The sequence below is a fragment of the Paraburkholderia caribensis genome, assembly GCF_002902945.1.
Classification (GTDB): Bacteria; Pseudomonadota; Gammaproteobacteria; order Burkholderiales; family Burkholderiaceae; genus Paraburkholderia; species Paraburkholderia caribensis.
Window position 1 is genome coordinate 1,106,228 of the sequence record NZ_CP026103.1, and the last position, 18,148, is coordinate 1,124,375.

The following is an 18,148-nucleotide window of genomic DNA, read 5'->3' on the forward strand; positions in this document are numbered from 1 at the left end:
GCTCAGGCCGCTGCGACGACGTCGATGCGCAGTGCTTCGCCGCCCGCTGCGATCTCCAGCAGCCGGTCCACGTTCGGATGCGCGCCCGGTCGGTTGCGCGCGTCGGCCGTATGTTCGGCGAACACGGCGAGACCATGTTCGGCGGCCTTCGCGTCGAGCGTGCCGAACGCGTTGCGCAAATAGTGGTACACGGCAACCGAGCCCTGCTTGCCCGGCTTGTTCTCGATGCTCGCGACCACGGCGCCTTTGCCGTCGACGAGATCGATCCGCTCGATGCCGTCGATGCCCGGCAGTTGCGCGAGGTTGTCCTTGAATACGTTGCCCGCTTGAATCACTGAAACACTCCATCGTTCGAAAATAACTGGCGGGCCGTATCTTAGCCGATTGAATGTGCGGCGGCTGAGTTTGCATGCCATGACCGTCTTTCACGCGCCTTTCTGCTTCGGACCCCAACGCAAACGCTTCGCGATGAAAACGCTCGTCAGCAACATTGTTCGATCAACGTTAAAATTGCTGGCTCGAACTCCGTCCGTATCTTCGAGTGCGCCAACGTTTGCCGCGCACCGGCCTCATGCCTTCGTCGAGGGCAGCCTAACGAGTCAGTAGCAAGGAACGACTTCAATGACAGGCGCAGACTTGTCCAGCATGCTGCCCGAGATGCTTCCAAGGTTATGGGCTTTCGCATTGCGCATTTCCGGCGACCAGCACGACGCGGAAGACCTCGTTCAGCGTGCCTGCGTGCGCGGACTGGAACGCGCGCACCAGTTGCAGGCGGACACCGCGCCGCTTAGCTGGATGTTCTCGATCGTCCACTCCACGTGGATCAACGAACTGCGTGCCCGTTCGGTGCGCAGCCGCTCCAGCATGGAATGGGACGACGACTTTCTCGAAACGGTCGAGGACCCGAAGGCGCGTACCCCGGAACAGATCACGATGAACGCGCAGATTATCGAGGCCGTGCAGCGCCTGCCCGAGGCACAGCGCGCGGTGATGCTGCTGGTCGCCGTCGAAGGGCTCAGCTACAGCGAAACGGCCGAAACGCTGAACGTTCCCATCGGCACGGTAATGAGCCGGCTGTCGCGCGCGCGCCAGGCGATCGGCGCGCTGTTCGCCAGCAAGCCAGGCCCGTCGATGAAAATGGCCACCCTCGGCAAGGACTCGGCGTCATGAAAGTAGACGACATCACGCTGATGGCCTACGTTGACGGCGAGCTCGACATCGAGGAACGCCGCGAGATCGAACGCGAACTCGACGACTCGCCGGAGCTGGCGGAGCGCATCGAACTGTTCCGCGCATCGAGCCTGCCGTATCACGATGCGTTCGCGCAGCAGAAGCTGCCGCCCGTGCCCGAATCGTTGACGCGCAAGATCGCCGAGCTGTCGCGCACGCACGCGAGCGCGACAGCGCCCGTGCCGCCCGGCCCCGCCGCCGATCCCGCCGCGAACGACGCCGTCGCGCCGCCGAACCTTGGCCTGCCGCCGTCCGTGCCCGTGCGTTCGCTCATGCGCTTTTCCGCGCCGTGGCTTGCGGCCGCGTTCGCGGCAGGCGTGTTCTCTTGCGTGGTCGGCTTGCGGCTGTTGCCCAGCCTTCCGGGTTTGCCGGGCGGTGCTGCAACGGTCGCGTCCGCGCCACCCGCTTCGCCGTGGGTGATGGCTGCCGCCGGTTATCAGGCGCTCTATTCGCGCGACACGGTGGCCGTCGCGACGGACGCGGCCGTGTCGGCAAAAACCGTCGCCGACATCCATCAGATCGACGGTTTGCCCGTGCGCGTGCCTGATCTCAGCGCGCAAGGCCTGACGTTCAAGCGCATCCAGAGGCTGCGCTTTCACGACAAGCCGCTGGTGCAGATCGTCTATCTGCCGCAAACGGGCGGCCCGGTCGCGTTGTGCGTCGTGAAGGACGCAAAGCCCGACCAGTCGCTCGCGCAGCAGAAAATCGACGACATGGACGTCGTCACATGGCGGCAGTCGGAGCTGAGCTACGCGCTGATCGGCACGGCGGGCCAGGTCGATCTCGACAAGCTCGGCAAGCTGATCGCGAAGCGCGATGTCGACGCGATGTTCAGCCAGGCGCCGCTACCCGAGCGGTCCGTGGCGAGTTGACCGCGCATGCAAGGTTCTTCGCGCGGAAGCACGTTGGATCGGAGCATTGCCCCCATGCGTGGACAGGACGTTATACTTGTTGTTCAGATAGCTGTGACATGATTGATTTAGCGTGTTGCGGTACTCCCTACCAAGGCCCGAGCGTATGAAAGTCGACGATACCGTGCTGATGGCGTATGTCGACGACGAACTATCGCCACAAGAACGTCAGCAGATCGAGGACGAACTTCGCGCACACGCGGAGTTCGCGGATAAGGTCGCCCTTCTCCAGGCGTCGCGCCTGCCCTATCGCGAAGCATTCGCCACGCAGAAACTGCCGCCCGTACCGGAGAGTCTTGCCAGACGCGTCGACGATCTGATCCGCGCGCATACGCAAGCCGCGAAGCTGAGCGCCGCCGCGCAAGCCCAGCAGGCCGAACAGGCCGTGGCGGCCGCCGCTTCGCAAGGCAACGCGCCGGGCGCGAACGACTCCGCGATCGAACACGACGCGCACATGCCGCCTTCCGCGCCCGTGCGCTCGCGCCTGCGCATCGCGCCGGCGTGGCTTGCCGTCGCATTCGTCGGCGGCGCGTTCTGCTCCGCAATCGTGCTGCGGCTCGCGCCCGGCGTCGGCCTCGACGCGCCCGGCAAGCCGTCTGGCAACACCGCGACAGTCGCGTCCGCAACGATGGGCTCGCTGCCGTGGGTACAGGTGGCCGCGAGCTATCAGCAACTCTATTCACGCGATACCGTCGCGCATCTGTGGCCTGATTCGTCGGACGCGCAAAGCACCGTCAACGAGATTCGCAGCGAGGACGGCATTGCGCTGAGGGTGCCCGACCTCAGCAAGGCGGGCTTGCGCTTCATCCGCGTGCAGCGCCTGAAATTCCACGGACGCCCTCTCGTGCAGATCATCTATCTGCCGCAAAAAGGCGATCCCGTCGCGCTGTGCGTGATCAAGGAAAACAAGGCGAATCAGTCCGTCGCGTCGCAACGCATCGACACGATGAACGTCGTCACGTGGCGCGAGTCCAATCTCGGCTATGCGCTGATCGGCGCAACCAGCAATGGCGATCTCGCGCCGCTTGGCAAAGAGATCGCCGAACGCCGTTTCGATCCGCTGTTCGGTTCGGTTTGATCCCGCGCGCGCACTGACGCGTGTTGTATCCGTTGTCGATTCATGCCCAGACTTCCCTTTAGCATTGTCGCGGGCGGCGCGCTCGCCGTCGTCACGCTTGGCTCGATTGCAGGCGCGTACGCGTACTCGCATGGCCTCGGCGGCCTGCTCGGCACGCAGCCCACGGCGAACCAGATCGTCGATCGCTTCGAAGCCGTATCGGGCAAGCACCCCGGCTTTCGGCGCAATCACGCTAAAGGCGTGTGCGTGACCGGCTATTTCGACAGCAACGGCAACGCCGCGCCGCTCTCGCGCGCAAGCGTGTTCGCAGCGGGCAGGTCGCAGGTGGTGGGACGCCTGTCGATCGGCGGCGGCAATCCCGCGCAGGCCGATGGCGCCTCGAACGTGCGCAGCCTTGCGCTGCGCATCGTCACGCCGGGCGGCGGCGAATGGCGCACCGCGATGAACTCCGCGCCTATCTTTCCGGTACGCACGCCCGAGGCCTTGTTCGACATGCTCGCAGCCTCCCGGCAAGCGCACGACGCCACCACGTACGGCGACAACCCCGGCATGGATGCGTTCATGAAGACGCATCCCGAAGCCGCGCGCTTCGACCAATGGCTGCGCGATCATCCGCCTTCGTCGGGCTTCGACAATGCCGCGTACTACAGCGTCTCGGCGTTCCGGCTGATCGATCGCGACGGTCATGCGCAGGACGTGCGCTGGCGCGTCGAACCCGACGACGCCTATACGCCGCTCGCCGCCGCGCAAACGCACGACACGGATTTTCTGGAGCGCGGTCTCGCCGGGCGTCTGCGGCAGGGCGCCGTGCGCTGGCACATGATCATCACGCTCGCGCAACCGGGCGACGTCACCAACGATTCGACACGCCAATGGCCCGCGAACCGCACGCAGATCGACGTGGGCACGCTCGTCGTGCAGCGTGAAGAGCCGCAGATCGACGGCCCATGCCGCGATATCAGCTTCGATCCGCTGAAGCTGCCCGATGGCATTGCGCCGTCTGACGATCCCCTGCTCAAGGCACGTTCCGCCGCGTATGCGCAGTCGCATGAACGCCGCTTGCATGAAGAGCAACGCTACGCAGCAGGCAAGTAAGCGCGGCTCACCCAGATAGTGGGCGCGTGCGCGATGGCGCTTCGCTCGATCGAACGGTTCTTCGCTGCGCTAAAGCACAAAAGATTTTTTGCGCCGCGTCTTTCGATGCCGCGGGGCTCGCGCTGCAAACCTTTGTCCCACAAGCATTTTTCGCGTGTTCATTCGCATTCGCCACCGATTGAGAAACGGATGGAATAGCCCCTTGCTATCAGGTGTTCTGTATGACGAGAGCGCTGCAAAAACATAGACGGCGCCTCGGACCAGAACGACGGGGGATATCGGCGCGCCTGGGTCGCGCCGCGATGGTAATGGAGTACACATGCGAATTGCCTGTTTCACTTTCAGCGACGTGCTGTTCAAACAGATCAGTGAAGCGTTCGAACAGAACGGCACATCCTGCACGCGTTTCACCGACGAGCTTTCGCTGATCCGCTTCCTGCAACGCGATTCGGCGGCGCTCGTCATCTTCGATGCAACCCAGAGCCAGATTCCCGCGCTCGCGACACTGAAGTGGCGCAGTTGCCATTTCCGCACCGATCTGCCTGTGATGATGATCGGCCGTTCGTGGGACAGCGAAGCCGTGATCGAGGCGCTCGACGCGGGCGTCGATGAAGTCGTGATCGGCACGGCGAACGTCGAAGAAATCATGGCGCGCGCGCGGCGCTCGATTTCGCGTTGCCGTGGCTCGCGCGTCGTCGACCGGTTGACGGTGGCGGGTTACACGATCGACCGGACCGCGCGCACGGTGAGCTTCGGCGAGCGTTGCGTAGCGCTGACCGCGCGCGAACTGAGCCTCGCATGGCTGCTGCTGATGAACGCAGGCTCGCTGATGAGCCGCGAGCAGCTCGCCAACGCCGTGTGGGGCAAGGACGCCGACCTCGCGGGCCGCTCGCTCGAACAGCACATCTACAAGCTGCGCTCGAAGCTCGCGCTCGATGGCCGCGACGAGTCGCCGCTGAAAACGGTCTACTCGCTCGGCTATGTGTTCGTCGCACGGCATGACGAGACGCTCGACAGTCGACAGCCGATGGCCGCGTGAACGGGCTTTCCAGCACCACAGCGCAGATTGGAAAGAGGCACAGTGCAGGACGAATGCGACCCGCGCGGCACACGATGCACGCGCCCGACGATGCGGCAACCCGCCCGCCACCGGTATCCATTCGCCATGCTCGTTGTGATGCGCCCGTTCACGCATGCGAACCACCCTTCGCGCATGCGTCAACGGCGTGCGAGCGCCGACCTCAAACGGCGCGTCGCCGCCTATTGGGCGGCGCGAAGTCTTACGCAAGAATCTGGTTCAGATACCCGAGACGCGATGCCATCTGCGGATCGGACGGCTGCTCGAAGGCGTTGCAGAAGGCCTGCGTCGCGGCCTGTGCGCTATTCGTGCCCTTGACGGCCGCAATCGCGCCCGCCTGCGAGGTCTGCAACTCCTGTTTCAGAAAGCCGTAGTTCGCGGCCTCGCTCGATGGATCGAGGTTGTGCTGGCGCGCGTAGTCGAGCAGACCTTGCTTGCGCGTACCGCCCCATTGCGCGATGCCGTATCCGTTCGCGTTGTCGTCGGCCATGTTCGAACCCGGCGCGCCGATCTTGCCGCCCTGGTTGATGCCCGAGTTCATGCCGCCGCTCTCGTGCCACAGGTTCGCGACAATGCCCGCCGCCTGATCCTTCGTAAGCCCGAAGTCCTTTTGCAGATTGCTGACGTAGGCGTCGGCGGTCTGCTTGCTTTGCGCAGGCGACAAGGCTTGGGTTTGCGGCGCGGTGCTGAGTCCTTCGGGTGCGGCGCCTGTCGATGCAGTGCTCGTCGGAGGCGGTGCGGACGTGGAAGCGGGCGCGCCGTTCGGGCTTTCGGTATTGCTTGCGGCGGTATTGCTTGCGACCGTATTGCCTGCACCGCCATTGCCGATGCCCGCCGTACCGCTGCCGGGCATCGCCGCGAAATTTTCGTAGCCGCCAGACGGCGCGCCGCCCGCCCCGCCTTGCGCGCCCGTGCCGTCAGGGTCGCGCAGCATGGCCGCGAGGTCGGCGAAGAACTGCGACAGACCGCTATCGCCGGCCGCCGATGCGCCCGCCGTCCCCGCACCTTGTCCCGTGCTCTGCCCCGCTCCGCCGCCGTCGATCAGCTTCGCGATATCGCTCAGCAGATTCGCAACCGATGCGTCCCGAGACGCGCCATCGCCCTGCACGCCCGCGACGGGCGACAGCCCCGACACACCACCCACGCCGTTGAGAAGAGAAAGAGTGTTCATCCGAGTCCTCTGAGGAGAAGGCCGACGAAGCGCCGTATCGAATGCGTCGTCGACCTGGTGGCGTCACGATAAAAGCTCTTCAGCGGCCGGACCGCGCGGCGCACGAAGCCAGATGTGCAAACGCGAAAGCGCAGCGCGCCGCCATGTGCTTCGCCCGGCCGTATCGATGCTTCGCGTCGCGCGGGTGTTCGATACGGCGTGGCTCGTATCCTCGTTCGCATCCCATCCCGCCCGCTTATGCCGAACCATCAAGGAGCAAGCCAATGCGCCTCTCCGGACGACGCGCCGTCATTGCCATGTCCATCTCGCTATCCGTCGTGTTGTGCGCTCACGCATTCGCGCAGACCGCGCAACGCGACGGCTTGCTCAACGTGAACGCCGCCGACGACAGGATCGAAGCGCGACATCGCGAAGCCGCGCGCGCGGAGCAAAGGCGCCTCGACGCACATCGCGAGGAAGCACATCGGGAAGACGCGCATCTCGAACAGGAACGCCTCGCCGAAGCACGCCGTGAGGCGCGTATCGACGCGTACCACGCATGGCTCGCGCACTGGCACGACATGCGCTCGCGCGATGGCATGACGCCATGACCCCGGAGCGCCGCATGAACCGCCGCGCATTGCGTCTCGCTGGCGCGCTGCTGGGCGCGTCGATGTCGCTTGCGACGCCGGCAGCCCGCGCCGACTGCTTCGACGATGCCGCCGCCTGGCAACGTCTGAATCCGCTGATCTTGCGCGCGATCGCGTGGCAGGAATCGCACAACAACGCCGACGCGACGCATACAAACGCCAACGGCTCGACCGACTACGGCGTGATGCAGATCAACTCGATCCATCTGCCGGAGCTGGAGCGATACGGCATCCGGCGCGACGCGCTGATGGTGCCGTGCAAGAACGTCTATATCGCTGCGTGGCATCTGCGCAAACAGGTGGTGCGCTACGGCAACACGTGGACGGCCGTGGGCGCCTATCATTCGTCGACGCCTGCGCTGCGCGACGACTACGCGCGCCGCATTGCCGCAATCATCGAACGCTGGCGGCGCGATCCTGCGCATGCGATCCCGGTGACGGCGGCCTCGCTGGCCGCGCGTTGAGCGTTTTGCGGAGTCGTTGGTGAGCAGCGCGTCGGCACAACAGCGGCGCGTCCGACGAATCTCGCGCGCCGCATCTCGCGTCCGATCAGACGTCGTTCTTCTGATTCAGATCGCCCGACGACACCGACACCTGCGACGAATCGAACACCTTGTTGCCGCCATCGCCCGTTTCCGGTTTCGTCAGCCCGCCGCCGCCGAACACCTGCGCGATGTTCATCTTGCCGTTGGAGTGACCCGTTTCGAGAATCGCGGCTTCCTTCGTCGCGCCCGAGTTCAACGTGACCGAGCCGTCCGCGCCCATATGGCCGACGTTGTTGCCGCTCCCGTTGTACAGGTTGCCCTGCGAGTCTTCCTGCAGATGCAGTGCGTCGCCGCCCGCCTTGCTGTTGATCTTGATGTCGTGCATGCCCTGTCCAGCCGTGCCCAGACCGTTGCTGGCAGACGCCCCCGTAGCGGAGCCCGCGGGCGGCATCGAGCCGGGCTGCCCGCCCATCGGCGAAGCGGGATTCTGCGCGCCTTGCGCACCTTGTGCGCCTTGCTGACCACCGAGCACGCCCGCCAGATCCTGCAGGAACTGGCTGACGTTGTTCGCGCCGCCCGCGTTGTTCTGCTGACCGTCGATCAGTTGCGACAGATCCTGCAGCAGCTTGCCGACGTCGCCGCCCTGACCCGGCACGGCTTGCGACGCGCCTCCCGTCATGCCGCCGACGGGCGTGTAGTTCACGGGGTTGAGAAAGGATTGGGTAATGGAGTTCATCGAATTCTCTCTGGTTAAAAAGAAGACGAACCGGCGATCTTTGCCCGATCCCGATTCAGCCTCGACGATAGATTCATGTGAGCACGCCACACGCATGCAGCGCGAAGCCGCGTGACGCGTCGCGAATGACGCATGCAGTCGACGCGCCGCACCGCGCCGGGACGTCGTGCCCACTTCACCCCGCCGAGGACGCGCTTCGGCACGCGGCACGACGCTTCGCGCACCCGAAAGACCAAAGGCGACGGCACACACAGAATGCAGTGTCGGGCGTGTGCCCGCTTTCGATCGTCAACCGTTCATGCGAGACCGCCATGTCGAATCTTCAATGCAGTCCATCCGTGCTCAACGCGATGATGTCGGTGTTTTCAGGCGGCATGCGCATCGGCGCCATGCCGGAGTTGCATGACGTGCTCGGCGCGTTGCGTGCGTGGCAGCCGGACAGCCCGCTGGCCGACGTGTGCGAGGCGCGTCTGCTGATCAACCAGACGCAATGGCGCGAAGCCGCGAGCCTTTTGCGCCACGTGACGAGCCGTCACGCGAATCTGCCCGTCGTGTCGGCGCTATATGCGCTGTGTCTTTTCATGCAGCACGACGACGAGTGGCGGCGCGCCGCGACGGACACCGTCGATACGGGCAACGACACGGCTATCGCCATCGTCGCGCGGTTCCTGAACGTGCCCAATGACGAGGCTGCGAGCGTTCATGGTCCGGAACTGTCGATGCGCGTGCTTGCTGCAATCGAGACGAATCGCGCGGTGGAGCACAGTTGATGGTGATGGCGCATTGCTCGTGCCGAAGATTAGCGGCTTATGCCGACAGCTTTTGCATCTCGGCGAAGAGATCGGCTTTCCCTTCGAAACCGATACCGGGCAGATCGGGCATGGTGATATAGCCGCCTTCCACCCTCACGCCATCGGGGAAACCGCCGTACGGCTGGAACAGGTCCGGATAGGATTCGTTGCCGCCGAGACCAAGGCCCGCCGCGATGTTCAGCGACATCTGGTGTCCGCCGTGCGGAATGCAGCGGCTCGGCGACCAGCCGTGCTGATGCAGCATGTCGAGCGTGCGCAGGTATTCGACGAGGCCATAGCTGAGTGCGCAGTCGAACTGCAGCCAGTCGCGGTCGGGGCGCATGCCGCCGTAACGGATCAGGTTGCGGGCGTCCTGCATCGAGAACAGGTCTTCGCCTGTCGCCATCGGCTTGTCGTAGTAATTGCGCAGCGTGGCTTGCAATTCGAAGTCGAGCGGATCGCCGGGTTCTTCGTACCAGAACAGGTCGTATTGCGACAGTGCCTTCGCGTACTGGATAGCGGTGTCGAGATCGAAGCGGCCGTTGGCATCGACGGCGAGCTTCTGGCCGTCCTGCAGCACGCTCAGGATCGAGTCGATACGGCGCAGATCTTCGTCGAGCGAAGCGCCGCCGATCTTCTTCTTCACCACCGTATAGCCACGGTCGATGTAGCTGCGCATCTCGTCTTTCAGCTTTTCGTGGTCCTGGCCCGGGTAGTAGTAACCGCCCGCGGCATACACGAAGATCTTGCGATTGGGCTGGCCATCGCCGTAACGGTCCGCCAGCAACTGGAACAGCGGCTTGCCTTCGATCTTGGCCACCGCATCCCAGATCGCCATGTCGATCGTGCCGATGGCGACCGAACGCTCGCCGTGGCCACCCGGCTTTTCGTTCGTGAACATCGTCGCCCAGATCTTGTGCGGATCGAGGTTGCCGCCCGTATCGTCGACGAGCGTGGCGGGATCGGCTTCGAGAATGCGCGGAATGAAACGCTCGCGCATCAGCTTGCCCTGGCCGTAGCGACCGTTGGAATTGAAGCCGTACCCAACAACCGGCTTTCCGTCCCGGATGACGTCCGTCACCACGGCGACGAGACTCAGCGTCATCTTGCTGAAGTCAATATAGGCATTCCGGATCGGAGAACTGATCGGAACGGTCTTTTCGCGGATTTCAACGATTCTCATGATGGCGTCTCCTGAGTTTTGAGCACGTTTTGCATGTGTCTGGCTGCAATGGAAACTAGCTTATCCGCGGAACGCCACGTTAGAATTCACCTGAATTCATTTCATTTTTTACTTTTGGCGAATAAACCGAAGTGGCGACCGACCCGGCTTCCGATTTCGAGTTTTTCATCCTCATCGCCAGGCTGAAAAGCCTGTCGGGCGCGGCGCGTGCGCTCGATCTCACGCCGCCGGCGGCGACCAAGCGGCTGGGGCTGATCGAACAGAGACTGGGCGCGCGCCTCGTCAACCGGACCACACGCAGTGTCAGCCTCACGCCGGAAGGCGAGACCTACCTGCGCTACGCGACGCAGATCGTCGCGCAAGTCCGGCAGATGGAAGACGACATATCCGGGTCCCGGTCCGACCCGCATGGGCTATTACGGATCAACGCGACGCTCGGCTTCGGGCGCACGACGATCGCGCCGCTCGTGTCCGACTTCGCCAAACGGTTTCCCAATGTCGAGATCCAGTTCGAAGTGACCGACCGGCCCATCGATCTCGTCGAGGAAGCATTCGACATGGCGATCCGCTTCGGCGAACTACCCGACAGCCGGCTTAGCGCACGGCGCATCATGAGCAATCGGCGCTTTCTCTGCGCCTCACCCAGATATCTCGAACGTTTCGGCACACCGGAGCGCGTGGAAGATCTGGTTCAGCACCGTTGCATCATTCATCGACAGAACGACGATGCGTATGGCGTCTGGCGGTACATGCAGGGCGACCGCACGGAAGCGCTGAAAGTCAAGGGCGCGCTGTCGAGCAACGACGGCGATATCGTGCTGCGATGGGCGCTCGATGGACATGGGATATTGATTCGTTCCGAATGGGATCTGGCGAAGTACGTTCAGAGCGGCAGGTTGAAACTGGTTCTGCCGGAAACGGTATTGCCGTCGGCGGATCTGTTTGTCTACTATCCCAGCCAGCGGAACCAGACTGCGCGCGCACGGGCATTTATCGATTTTCTGATCGATCATTTTCAGGCGCCATTCATTCCGGTTGAAACGGGGGCTGCGATTTATGCCCGGAAGAAGCGAGGGGGACGAAAGGCGTGAGGCTGGTGTCGCAGTCACGCTGACTGCACCGTGCGCGGAGCGACCTGAAAAGAGCGCTTCGACGCCGTTTAAAGCGGCGACGACCATTTGGCAGACCGGCCGTCCTGCTCTCACCCTTATGCTATGCCTTTTCCCCCTCTCTCTTACTGCCAAGCAGGTTGAGGTATTTCTGGTAATCGGCAGTGGCTGCCTGAACTTCGCCTCTGATCCGGTTCACAGCAGACGACGAATAACTTCGCTATAGCAGCGCACCTTCTCGTTCGGATCCGTCGCGTTGAAGCCCTGTTCGAACCATTGTTGCGCCGTAAGTTCGTTCCCATCCACCGCGACAGCCGTGGCAGCCGACGCCTGATCTTTTTTCGCGGCCTTTTGCGCGGTCATTGAGGCAGGGTGAATCGCAGCCGTCAGCGGCACGTTCAAGTGTCTGTCGCGCAGGCGGCTCATGGCTTCGAAGAAATACTCCATTGGTAGGCGCAGCGCGTTGTAGCGCCTAAGCGCGTCGATCTTGCCAGTTAGGTGGTTTGCAATCGCCGGGGTGCCGAAATCGAAACCCTCCAGCATCAGCGGCGCGATGTTGCGTCGATTGTTCAGGGCGACTTCGATTTCACGGCGCAACCAGTCATCGGCCCCATCACAGCGCTCCAGGGCAGAAGGCGTGAGCAGAATCAGGAAGTGCGCGCGGGCTCTGATGTTTTCGAGGATGACAGTCTCGAAGTCGCCACTAGCAATGCCCTGATAGTCGAAAAATACGTCATATCCGTGCTGCGTCAGGTTCTGAAAAACAGCCAATGCCCGCGGCGCATGAGTGCGGCGATAGCTGATGAAAACGGATTTCTCGACCCGATCCATGTCCAGTCCCCTGACTGTGGATTTCCATCGAATCCTGACCCCACCTGAGACAGGGCAGTGCATCTATTGGGACAAGGAAACGGTTCGTCGCGTTGCAGCTGATTCGGGATCGTGCCTTCGCGCTTTGCAATTGCTATCTGACCGCGAAGAACAAAGCGTTTTACGAAAATCCGTGTGGCGTCTGCATGACCTCTAAAGCGGCGATGCGGGCCCCGACAGACTCCAGTCATTCGCCGGCTCATAAGCGACTTGACCAAAGTACATCATTCGCCAGTTCTGCAACTTGGAAAAGTCTTTCGCGAAACCGGCGACGGAATCGTGGACCAGATAGTCGAAAAATTCGAGCAATTGGTCCCGTTGGCCCGCAGGTCCGACGATCAACGTGACATCTTCATAGGCTCTTGCAAGCGTCTCTTCCCGCAAGCTGAGCTTTCCACCATTGAGCCGCCTCGTCTCCGCGGCGGCGGTGGCCTCGTTAACCGCGTTGCCATCCGCCGTGACAATGGCGAGTTCCTTCCTGACGTTCGGCACGAGGTCGTTATTGTGGGTCTCAGCAAGCACCTGCTCGGAGGCTGTCACCCGTGCCTGCGCTTTCTCGTCATTCGTGAGCTTAGACAGATAGCTGCGCGCGATATACATCTGGTAGAGATGATCCGACGTCGCCTTCTCGATGGGGCCACTCGCCTGCGCGCGGCTCATATACGAGTCGAACAGTGCCGCCGTCCTTGACGAGACAGCGAACGTCCCCTTGATACCCGGACCCAATGTTTCAAGCGCGGACAACGGCACGCCCGCCGTTCTCGCCGCGCGATACATATGTAGAAGAGGCACCTGACTGAGTTTGTCTTCGTCCTTCAAGGCGCGCGTCTGCTCCCCTGGCGCGTAACCGCCGCCGACATCCGAATGCACACCCGGATAGACGACCTCGTGAACATTGGCCGGATAGTGCTTCCCGTCGCGCACGGAATCGAGCGGAAACGAATCTCTGACTTCATGCGCGGCGACGTAATGGACGCACTGTTCCACCATTGCCGGTATGCGCAGATCCTTCGCCCACTCGTAGTGACCGTCTTTATTCGTGAAGGACAATCCAATGCCCGCCAACGGCGAGATCACATAGGTCCCAATTCTGACGAGTGGACTGTGGTCATAGGTTTTGGCGCCTGCGGGCACACCCGCCGAAGCGACGGTATCGAACAGTCCCATGAAATACAGCCGAATGGGATGCCCTTGATATGTCCAGCCGCCCGCACCCTGGCGACAGTCCTTTGCAACTTGAATCGCAAATGCGCGCGCAAGCGCCGCGCCCCTCGAAAAACCGAACAGCGCCAGATTGATCATCCGGATCGGCTGTGTCGGATTCTTTGCGCGCGCTTTGGCTTTCGCAACCAGCTTATCGAAATCGGCGCGCGCCCGCGCAAGCCGTGCGTCGCCGCCCGACGCCACGCCGAGCCCCATCGTACTGTAGCCGTGCTCGCCGATTTCCGGATACGGCGTGCCGAGACCCGGAACATAGATCGCGTATTTACCCAGTTCGTCATCGCTTTCCGGATGCGTCAGGAACAACCGCGCGACGTTGCTGTGTTTGAGCTTCGGTGTGTCGTTGAAACGATTGTTGCCTGTGCCATCAAAGAAGACCGAAATCCAGACCGTTTGCGAGCAGTCGGGCGTGCCGGGCTTCTTCGACGGGTCGAGGCAAGCCATCGCGGCCGCGCGTTGCCTGCGCTCTTCGAGCGACAGCGGGCGCAGTCCTGCCATCGGTGTAAGCTGGGTATCGTCAAGCATGCCCGCCCCGTCAGCGAACGTAGGGCAAGCGGCGTTCGAGCTTCAAACGCGGCGGCGAAGGTCCGTCGTCACCCGAAATCGCACCTTCGATATGACCATCCGGATAGAAGTGCACTTCGAGATACGCAGGTTTCTCAGGAATAGGCCCCTTGACTTCGACGCGTGCCTTCAGATGGTCCTTGTCGGCGGGCTCGACGATCTTGTCCGAGGGATAGGCCACCAGCGCTTCGCGCATGTATTCGACGTCGACCATGAAGGGTGTTTTCGTCGAGCGATCGAGCCGGACACAGCAAGCGTATTTGCCGCCGCCCGATGTCTTTGTGCTCAGGAATATGTTGCCGCCCGAAATGCCGTTCACCGCAAAGTCGAGCAAAGCCCGGTTCGTGTAGTCATACCCCACGAGTTCGAGCTCATACGGCTCTTTCGCGCAACCCGTCAAACTTGAAGATTCCACAATACCGACTCCGACAAGAATGCCAACCTTGAGCAGTTTTCTCAAATGCATCACTCGAGTTTTTCCTCACAAAATGCGATCAGTGCGCAACGTGCCCGGTCAGCCAGCAGCAAGGAACTGTTCTTTTCCCGCTCGGTCGCCCCGTGCAGCGCATTGGCTACGATGTCGTAGCGGGTCGACTCGTCGATCATCGCAAGCAGGTCGTCATCCGTCTGCGCCAACATGTAAAGAATCGAATCGGTTAATCCCGCGTCGGTAAAGATGCTGACCTGTCGATCATTCAACCTCAGTGGCGAACGGTGGTCCGCATTGGCCTGAAACCCATGGATCACTTTCTGAAGCGAGCGCTTGCGATCCAGATACCACCATTCGTCGACCATCGCGAGATACGACGTCAACTGTGCTTGCGTCAATGCCTGTGCCAATACGGGTATCACGCGCGTGTCGAACAGTTTGACCTGCCACTCCGTTCCATCGTCGCACACGGCATCCAGTCTATTCCTGATTGCCTCGACAAGCCGTTGCAGCGAAAGCGGTGAGACGATGAAAGAGAGCCCGCGCGGATCCTCCACACATTTCTCGCATAGCTCGCGTACCACATCCCGTCGCGACGGTTCGATCGGGATGACAAACGGTCCGAATTGCCTTGCACCCGTGTCGTCAGGGGCGTCGAACACCAGTTCGATATTCGAGGTCGCCGGAAAGCCTCGCGCCCTGCCCGCCAACGCAGAGAAAAGCGTCGGATAGGCGACGCCATATACGAAGGCGTAAAGCGGCTGGCCTGCGTCGCGGGCAAGGAAACCGACAATTTCCTGCTCCAGCGCGTCGGCCGTCATAGTCCTGAGTGTGGGCACGTTCGAACTCACTTCGTACCCAGCAACGCGCCCTGCGAGTATTCGGCGAGCAGGCAGGGAATGCAGATGGACTTAGGCATCGAAGGCAGCGGGTACGCATCGCCCGTCGGCCCAGCGAATGAATGTTGACTGCCCTTGATGTCGATCTTTCCCGGCGCATGAATCTCGATGTTTCCACCTTTGATCCGCAGGTACGCGCCACCCGATGTGAGAAGGATCTCCTGCTTGGCCGCCGCTTCGATATTTTCCGTCGCGGATAGTACTTTGAAGGCCTTCTGCGCGGTCAGTTCGATGTCGCCAGAATGGGCCTGAATCTCAACTTTGCCTTTGGCCGCAAAGAGTTTCATGCCGGCGTTCAGCGTGAACAGGCTGAGCTTTTCGGCAACGCTCGCTACGAACGCATGGCCCGCTGCCAAGTACGCACTCTGTCCGCTGACAAGGTTGATATGTTCATTGGCCGCGATATGTATTGATTGTCCCGTCGATAAGGCAATGCCTGACGGACTTGCCATCAGCATCGCGGGATCACGGAACGCTGCCGCACTGCCCGTGCCGCCGCCCGCCGTGTTACCGCCAGACGAAGAACCGGCTACGCTATCTTGCGTTGCATCCGTCAAGGACTTCAGCGAGTCGCTGCCATCCTTAAGGCTCTCCGCCTGATGCGTCGTGCTCGCATCTGACATGGCATCCAGCACGCTCCCGGCATTCACCAGTTGTGAACTCGCCGCGCGCACATCGAGTGGCTGGCTAACTACAGGGTGAGTTGTGACATATAGACCTTGCGCCGCGCGCACCGCGCCATACGCGTCCGACTTCAGGTCGAACCCGCTGCCCAGATAGGCGCCCCGCTCGTTTCCATTCTGTGCAATCAGATAACCCAGATGCAGAGACGAATTCGCGCTGCTGCTATAAAGCTGGAGGCGATTCTGCCCGGTCGCATCATCCATCACCAGATGGTTGTATCCGCTGCCTCCGAATTCCTTCGACCGGTAACCGGACAGCAAGCCGTTCGAATGCCATTGCGGCTTCATCGCGCCGTTGTAGATCCGGGCAACCACGATCGGCCGGTCGCAATCGCCATCGACATAATCGACAAGAACTTCCTCGCCGACACGCGGCAGATGCACACCGCCATAACGGCCACCCGTATCCGATTGCACGACGCGCAGCCAGCACGACGCGCGTTCGTCTCCGCTATTGAGCCGGTCCCAGATGAAGCGCACCTTGATGCGATTCAGTTCGTCGCTATAGACTTCTTCGTTCCCCGGCCCGACAACGATTGCCGATTCGAGTTGCACGTCTGGCTTTTCGTGCTCGAGCGGACTGCGATACGGCACCGTCGTGCGCTGCGCCTCGATATCGACCCGGAAGAATCCTTCCGATCCGTTGACGGACACCGGGCCGGCCGCCGTCGCACCTTCATGCCGCGCACGGACGGCCGCCACCGACGCCTGCAGGCTATGAGGAAACACCGGCGCATCACGGTTGACAGGCAGGTTGTTCTCAATCGTCCAGACGGTCTCGATCACGGCAAACTCCCGTTGACCGGCAGCATCACGGTCGTGATCGGGATGCCCGCTCAATGAGAAGCGCCGTCCGGCGTCGATGCCACGCACGCCTCCCGCTCCGTGAAAGCGCTTCGCTTGCGACTCCCATTCCTCCACACGGATGCGCGAGAGCGCGTCACCGCGATCCTGCGGCCCATACGTGTAAGCGCCCGTGTATTCGTAGACCTCGGCTTGCGCAGGCAACGCACCTTGCGTGGGCATCGTGGGAGTGCTGGTGCCCTTCGGGTTATATACGCTGGACGGGCTTTTGTAGTCGAACGTGCGCGTGGTCAGCAGCGCGCTTTGAAGCGTGCGCGTGCCCGACCATTGCGTGAGCGCATCCGCTTCGCTGTTCGTTCCCGCGCGATAAAACTGCACCGTTCCGGGTGACATCGCGACGAACGCCGAGAGCTTGTCCGTGATCACCAGCGTATGAGATTTGCCGTCCTGCGCCTGCTGCCAGAAACCATACAGGCCTTCCGACTCCAGCAACCGATGCACGAAGTTCCAGTCGTACTCGTCCTGCCGGCAATACGAGCGTATGGGACGCGGCTTCGACAGTTCAAACCGGAATCGCCCTTGGGCTTGAGGATGCGCGTTGAACACATCGCTGACGATATCCTCGACGCTCATGTCCTGCCAGATACGCTGGTCGCGCCGGAACTTGAGAAAATGCATCCACGATGCGAACCCGATCTGATAACTGGTTAGCGCACTGTCAGAGCCGAGCCGGCGTGCGGTGTGCACGAAGCCGTTATGAGGCAGATAAGACTTGTCAGACTGCTGTAGCCAGAGCGTGACGGGCTGCGCGATCAGTTTCTTAAGTTCGATGCCCGAAGAAGTCGAGACGACGTCGACGGTGAAATCGAAGTGCCTCCCGATGCGCGAACTGCCCACCGCCCGCTGCGGCACAACCAGGTCGCCGCCCAGCGGCGTATCCAGCTTCAACAACCGGTCGCCCTGCGCAAGCCCACCCGTGACGGCCGCGATAATATCCTGCGCCCCCATAACGCCTCTTCTTGTTTGTTGCTGATTAATGCGCGCGATTTTACAAGATCAAAACGAACAGGCGACCCAATAATTTTTAAATGATCATAAAAAGCGATTCAAAAAAGGTTAAATATGCGGCTGGCATTTTCATGCAATGGTAAAACCTGCATTTGCCCGGCGCTTCGTGGAAA

Annotated in this window: 18 protein-coding genes; 9 read left to right on the top strand and 9 right to left on the bottom strand. The window is 61.9% G+C overall.

Translation table 11 applies throughout. From position 1 onward, the window contains the following. Window positions 1-2 precede the first annotated feature (2 nt). Window positions 3-335, bottom strand: coding sequence for a DUF2322 family protein (locus tag C2L66_RS34450; protein WP_054932257.1), 333 nt, complete (start codon window positions 333-335; stop codon window positions 3-5). Window positions 336-621: 286 nt separating this feature from the next. On the opposite strand from C2L66_RS34450, the gene C2L66_RS34455 reads away from it, so the two are divergent. The 5 genes from C2L66_RS34455 (at window position 622) to C2L66_RS34475 (ending at window position 5,353) form a co-directional block, all read left to right on the top strand. Beyond that, window positions 622-1,170 (top strand): RNA polymerase sigma factor, encoded by a 549-nt coding sequence (locus C2L66_RS34455; RefSeq protein WP_054932258.1) that lies wholly within the window; start codon window positions 622-624, stop codon window positions 1,168-1,170. Further along, window positions 1,167-2,102, top strand: a complete 936-nt coding sequence (locus C2L66_RS34460; protein ID WP_060608238.1) for an anti-sigma factor — start codon at window positions 1,167-1,169, stop codon at window positions 2,100-2,102. Before C2L66_RS34455 ends, C2L66_RS34460 begins: the two co-directional genes overlap by 4 nt. A gap of 145 nt (window positions 2,103-2,247) precedes the next feature. Further along, the gene (locus C2L66_RS34465) at window positions 2,248-3,219 is read left to right on the top strand and encodes an anti-sigma factor (protein WP_060608241.1); all 972 of its coding nucleotides are present in this window, start codon (window positions 2,248-2,250) and stop codon (window positions 3,217-3,219) included. A gap of 42 nt (window positions 3,220-3,261) precedes the next feature. Continuing rightward, window positions 3,262-4,314, top strand: coding sequence for a catalase family peroxidase (locus C2L66_RS34470; protein ID WP_060608244.1), 1,053 nt, complete (start codon window positions 3,262-3,264; stop codon window positions 4,312-4,314). Between the two features lie 319 nt (window positions 4,315-4,633). Beyond that, on the top strand, window positions 4,634-5,353 hold the full coding sequence (locus C2L66_RS34475) for a winged helix-turn-helix transcriptional regulator (RefSeq protein ID WP_054932265.1): 720 nt from the start codon (window positions 4,634-4,636) through the stop codon (window positions 5,351-5,353). A gap of 241 nt (window positions 5,354-5,594) precedes the next feature. Here the strand turns inward: C2L66_RS34475 and C2L66_RS34480 are convergent, their stop codons facing one another. Further along, window positions 5,595-6,563, bottom strand: a complete 969-nt coding sequence (locus tag C2L66_RS34480; RefSeq protein ID WP_060608247.1) for a phage tail tip lysozyme — start codon at window positions 6,561-6,563, stop codon at window positions 5,595-5,597. Window positions 6,564-6,826: 263 nt separating this feature from the next. Between C2L66_RS34480 and C2L66_RS34490 the strand changes: the two genes are divergently transcribed. Beyond that, complete coding sequence (locus C2L66_RS34490; RefSeq protein WP_060608250.1) at window positions 6,827-7,153, top strand: hypothetical protein; 327 nt, start codon at window positions 6,827-6,829, stop codon at window positions 7,151-7,153. A 14-nt stretch (window positions 7,154-7,167) separates the two neighbouring features. Continuing rightward, entirely contained in the window at window positions 7,168-7,656 is a 489-nt protein-coding gene (locus C2L66_RS34495) for a lytic transglycosylase domain-containing protein (RefSeq protein WP_054932268.1), read from the top strand. Between the two features lie 85 nt (window positions 7,657-7,741). On the opposite strand, the gene C2L66_RS34500 is transcribed toward C2L66_RS34495, so the two are convergent. Next, window positions 7,742-8,413: a hypothetical protein gene (locus C2L66_RS34500; RefSeq protein WP_060608253.1), complete on the bottom strand. Its 672-nt coding sequence runs from the start codon at window positions 8,411-8,413 to the stop codon at window positions 7,742-7,744. Between the two features lie 311 nt (window positions 8,414-8,724). Between C2L66_RS34500 and C2L66_RS34510 the strand changes: the two genes are divergently transcribed. Beyond that, entirely contained in the window at window positions 8,725-9,183 is a 459-nt protein-coding gene (locus tag C2L66_RS34510; RefSeq protein WP_054932281.1) for an HrpB1 family type III secretion system apparatus protein, read from the top strand. Window positions 9,184-9,220: 37 nt separating this feature from the next. On the opposite strand, the gene C2L66_RS34515 is transcribed toward C2L66_RS34510, so the two are convergent. Then, on the bottom strand, window positions 9,221-10,387 hold the full coding sequence (locus tag C2L66_RS34515) for a mandelate racemase/muconate lactonizing enzyme family protein (RefSeq protein ID WP_060608255.1): 1,167 nt from the start codon (window positions 10,385-10,387) through the stop codon (window positions 9,221-9,223). Between the two features lie 131 nt (window positions 10,388-10,518). Here C2L66_RS34515 and C2L66_RS34520 point away from each other — a divergent pair, with 131 nt between their 5' ends. Then, window positions 10,519-11,478 carry a LysR family transcriptional regulator gene (locus C2L66_RS34520; protein ID WP_060608257.1) on the top strand — a complete coding sequence of 320 codons (960 nt, stop codon included), beginning with the start codon at window positions 10,519-10,521 and terminating at the stop codon, window positions 11,476-11,478. A 213-nt stretch (window positions 11,479-11,691) separates the two neighbouring features. Here C2L66_RS34520 and C2L66_RS34525 read toward each other — a convergent pair whose 3' ends face one another. The 5 genes from C2L66_RS34525 to C2L66_RS34545 all read right to left on the bottom strand — a co-directional run bounded on the left by C2L66_RS34525 (window position 11,692) and on the right by C2L66_RS34545 (window position 17,975). Continuing rightward, window positions 11,692-12,327 (bottom strand): toll/interleukin-1 receptor domain-containing protein, encoded by a 636-nt coding sequence (locus tag C2L66_RS34525; RefSeq protein WP_060608260.1) that lies wholly within the window; start codon window positions 12,325-12,327, stop codon window positions 11,692-11,694. A gap of 192 nt (window positions 12,328-12,519) precedes the next feature. Beyond that, a complete protein-coding gene (locus C2L66_RS34530; protein WP_225031507.1) occupies window positions 12,520-14,112 on the bottom strand; it encodes a T6SS phospholipase effector Tle1-like catalytic domain-containing protein in 1,593 nt (530 codons plus the stop codon). Between the two features lie 10 nt (window positions 14,113-14,122). After that, window positions 14,123-14,566, bottom strand: coding sequence for a DUF3304 domain-containing protein (locus C2L66_RS34535; protein WP_158512191.1), 444 nt, complete (start codon window positions 14,564-14,566; stop codon window positions 14,123-14,125). Window positions 14,567-14,616: 50 nt separating this feature from the next. Continuing rightward, window positions 14,617-15,402 (bottom strand): DUF4123 domain-containing protein, encoded by a 786-nt coding sequence (locus C2L66_RS34540; protein ID WP_060608268.1) that lies wholly within the window; start codon window positions 15,400-15,402, stop codon window positions 14,617-14,619. A 26-nt stretch (window positions 15,403-15,428) separates the two neighbouring features. Continuing rightward, a complete protein-coding gene (locus C2L66_RS34545; protein ID WP_060608271.1) occupies window positions 15,429-17,975 on the bottom strand; it encodes a type VI secretion system Vgr family protein in 2,547 nt (848 codons plus the stop codon). Window positions 17,976-18,148 lie beyond the last annotated feature (173 nt).

Excerpts from the sequence above, each read along its gene's own strand:
- C2L66_RS34455 (WP_054932258.1), top strand. The coding sequence starts at position 622 with ATGACAGGCGCAGACTTGTCCAGCATGCTGCCCGAGATGCTTCCAAGG.
- C2L66_RS34460 (WP_060608238.1), top strand. The coding sequence starts at position 1,167 with ATGAAAGTAGACGACATCACGCTGATGGCCTACGTTGACGGCGAGCTC.
- C2L66_RS34465 (WP_060608241.1), top strand. The coding sequence starts at position 2,248 with ATGAAAGTCGACGATACCGTGCTGATGGCGTATGTCGACGACGAACTA.
- C2L66_RS34470 (WP_060608244.1), top strand. The coding sequence starts at position 3,262 with ATGCCCAGACTTCCCTTTAGCATTGTCGCGGGCGGCGCGCTCGCCGTC.
- C2L66_RS34475 (WP_054932265.1), top strand. The coding sequence starts at position 4,634 with ATGCGAATTGCCTGTTTCACTTTCAGCGACGTGCTGTTCAAACAGATC.
- C2L66_RS34480 (WP_060608247.1), bottom strand. The coding sequence starts at position 6,563 with ATGAACACTCTTTCTCTTCTCAACGGCGTGGGTGGTGTGTCGGGGCTG.
- C2L66_RS34490 (WP_060608250.1), top strand. The coding sequence starts at position 6,827 with ATGCGCCTCTCCGGACGACGCGCCGTCATTGCCATGTCCATCTCGCTA.
- C2L66_RS34495 (WP_054932268.1), top strand. The coding sequence starts at position 7,168 with ATGAACCGCCGCGCATTGCGTCTCGCTGGCGCGCTGCTGGGCGCGTCG.
- C2L66_RS34500 (WP_060608253.1), bottom strand. The coding sequence starts at position 8,413 with ATGAACTCCATTACCCAATCCTTTCTCAACCCCGTGAACTACACGCCC.
- C2L66_RS34510 (WP_054932281.1), top strand. The coding sequence starts at position 8,725 with ATGTCGAATCTTCAATGCAGTCCATCCGTGCTCAACGCGATGATGTCG.
- C2L66_RS34515 (WP_060608255.1), bottom strand. The coding sequence starts at position 10,387 with ATGAGAATCGTTGAAATCCGCGAAAAGACCGTTCCGATCAGTTCTCCG.
- C2L66_RS34525 (WP_060608260.1), bottom strand. The coding sequence starts at position 12,327 with ATGGATCGGGTCGAGAAATCCGTTTTCATCAGCTATCGCCGCACTCAT.
- C2L66_RS34530 (WP_225031507.1), bottom strand. The coding sequence starts at position 14,112 with ATGCTTGACGATACCCAGCTTACACCGATGGCAGGACTGCGCCCGCTG.
- C2L66_RS34540 (WP_060608268.1), bottom strand. The coding sequence starts at position 15,402 with ATGACGGCCGACGCGCTGGAGCAGGAAATTGTCGGTTTCCTTGCCCGC.
- C2L66_RS34545 (WP_060608271.1), bottom strand. The coding sequence starts at position 17,975 with ATGGGGGCGCAGGATATTATCGCGGCCGTCACGGGTGGGCTTGCGCAG.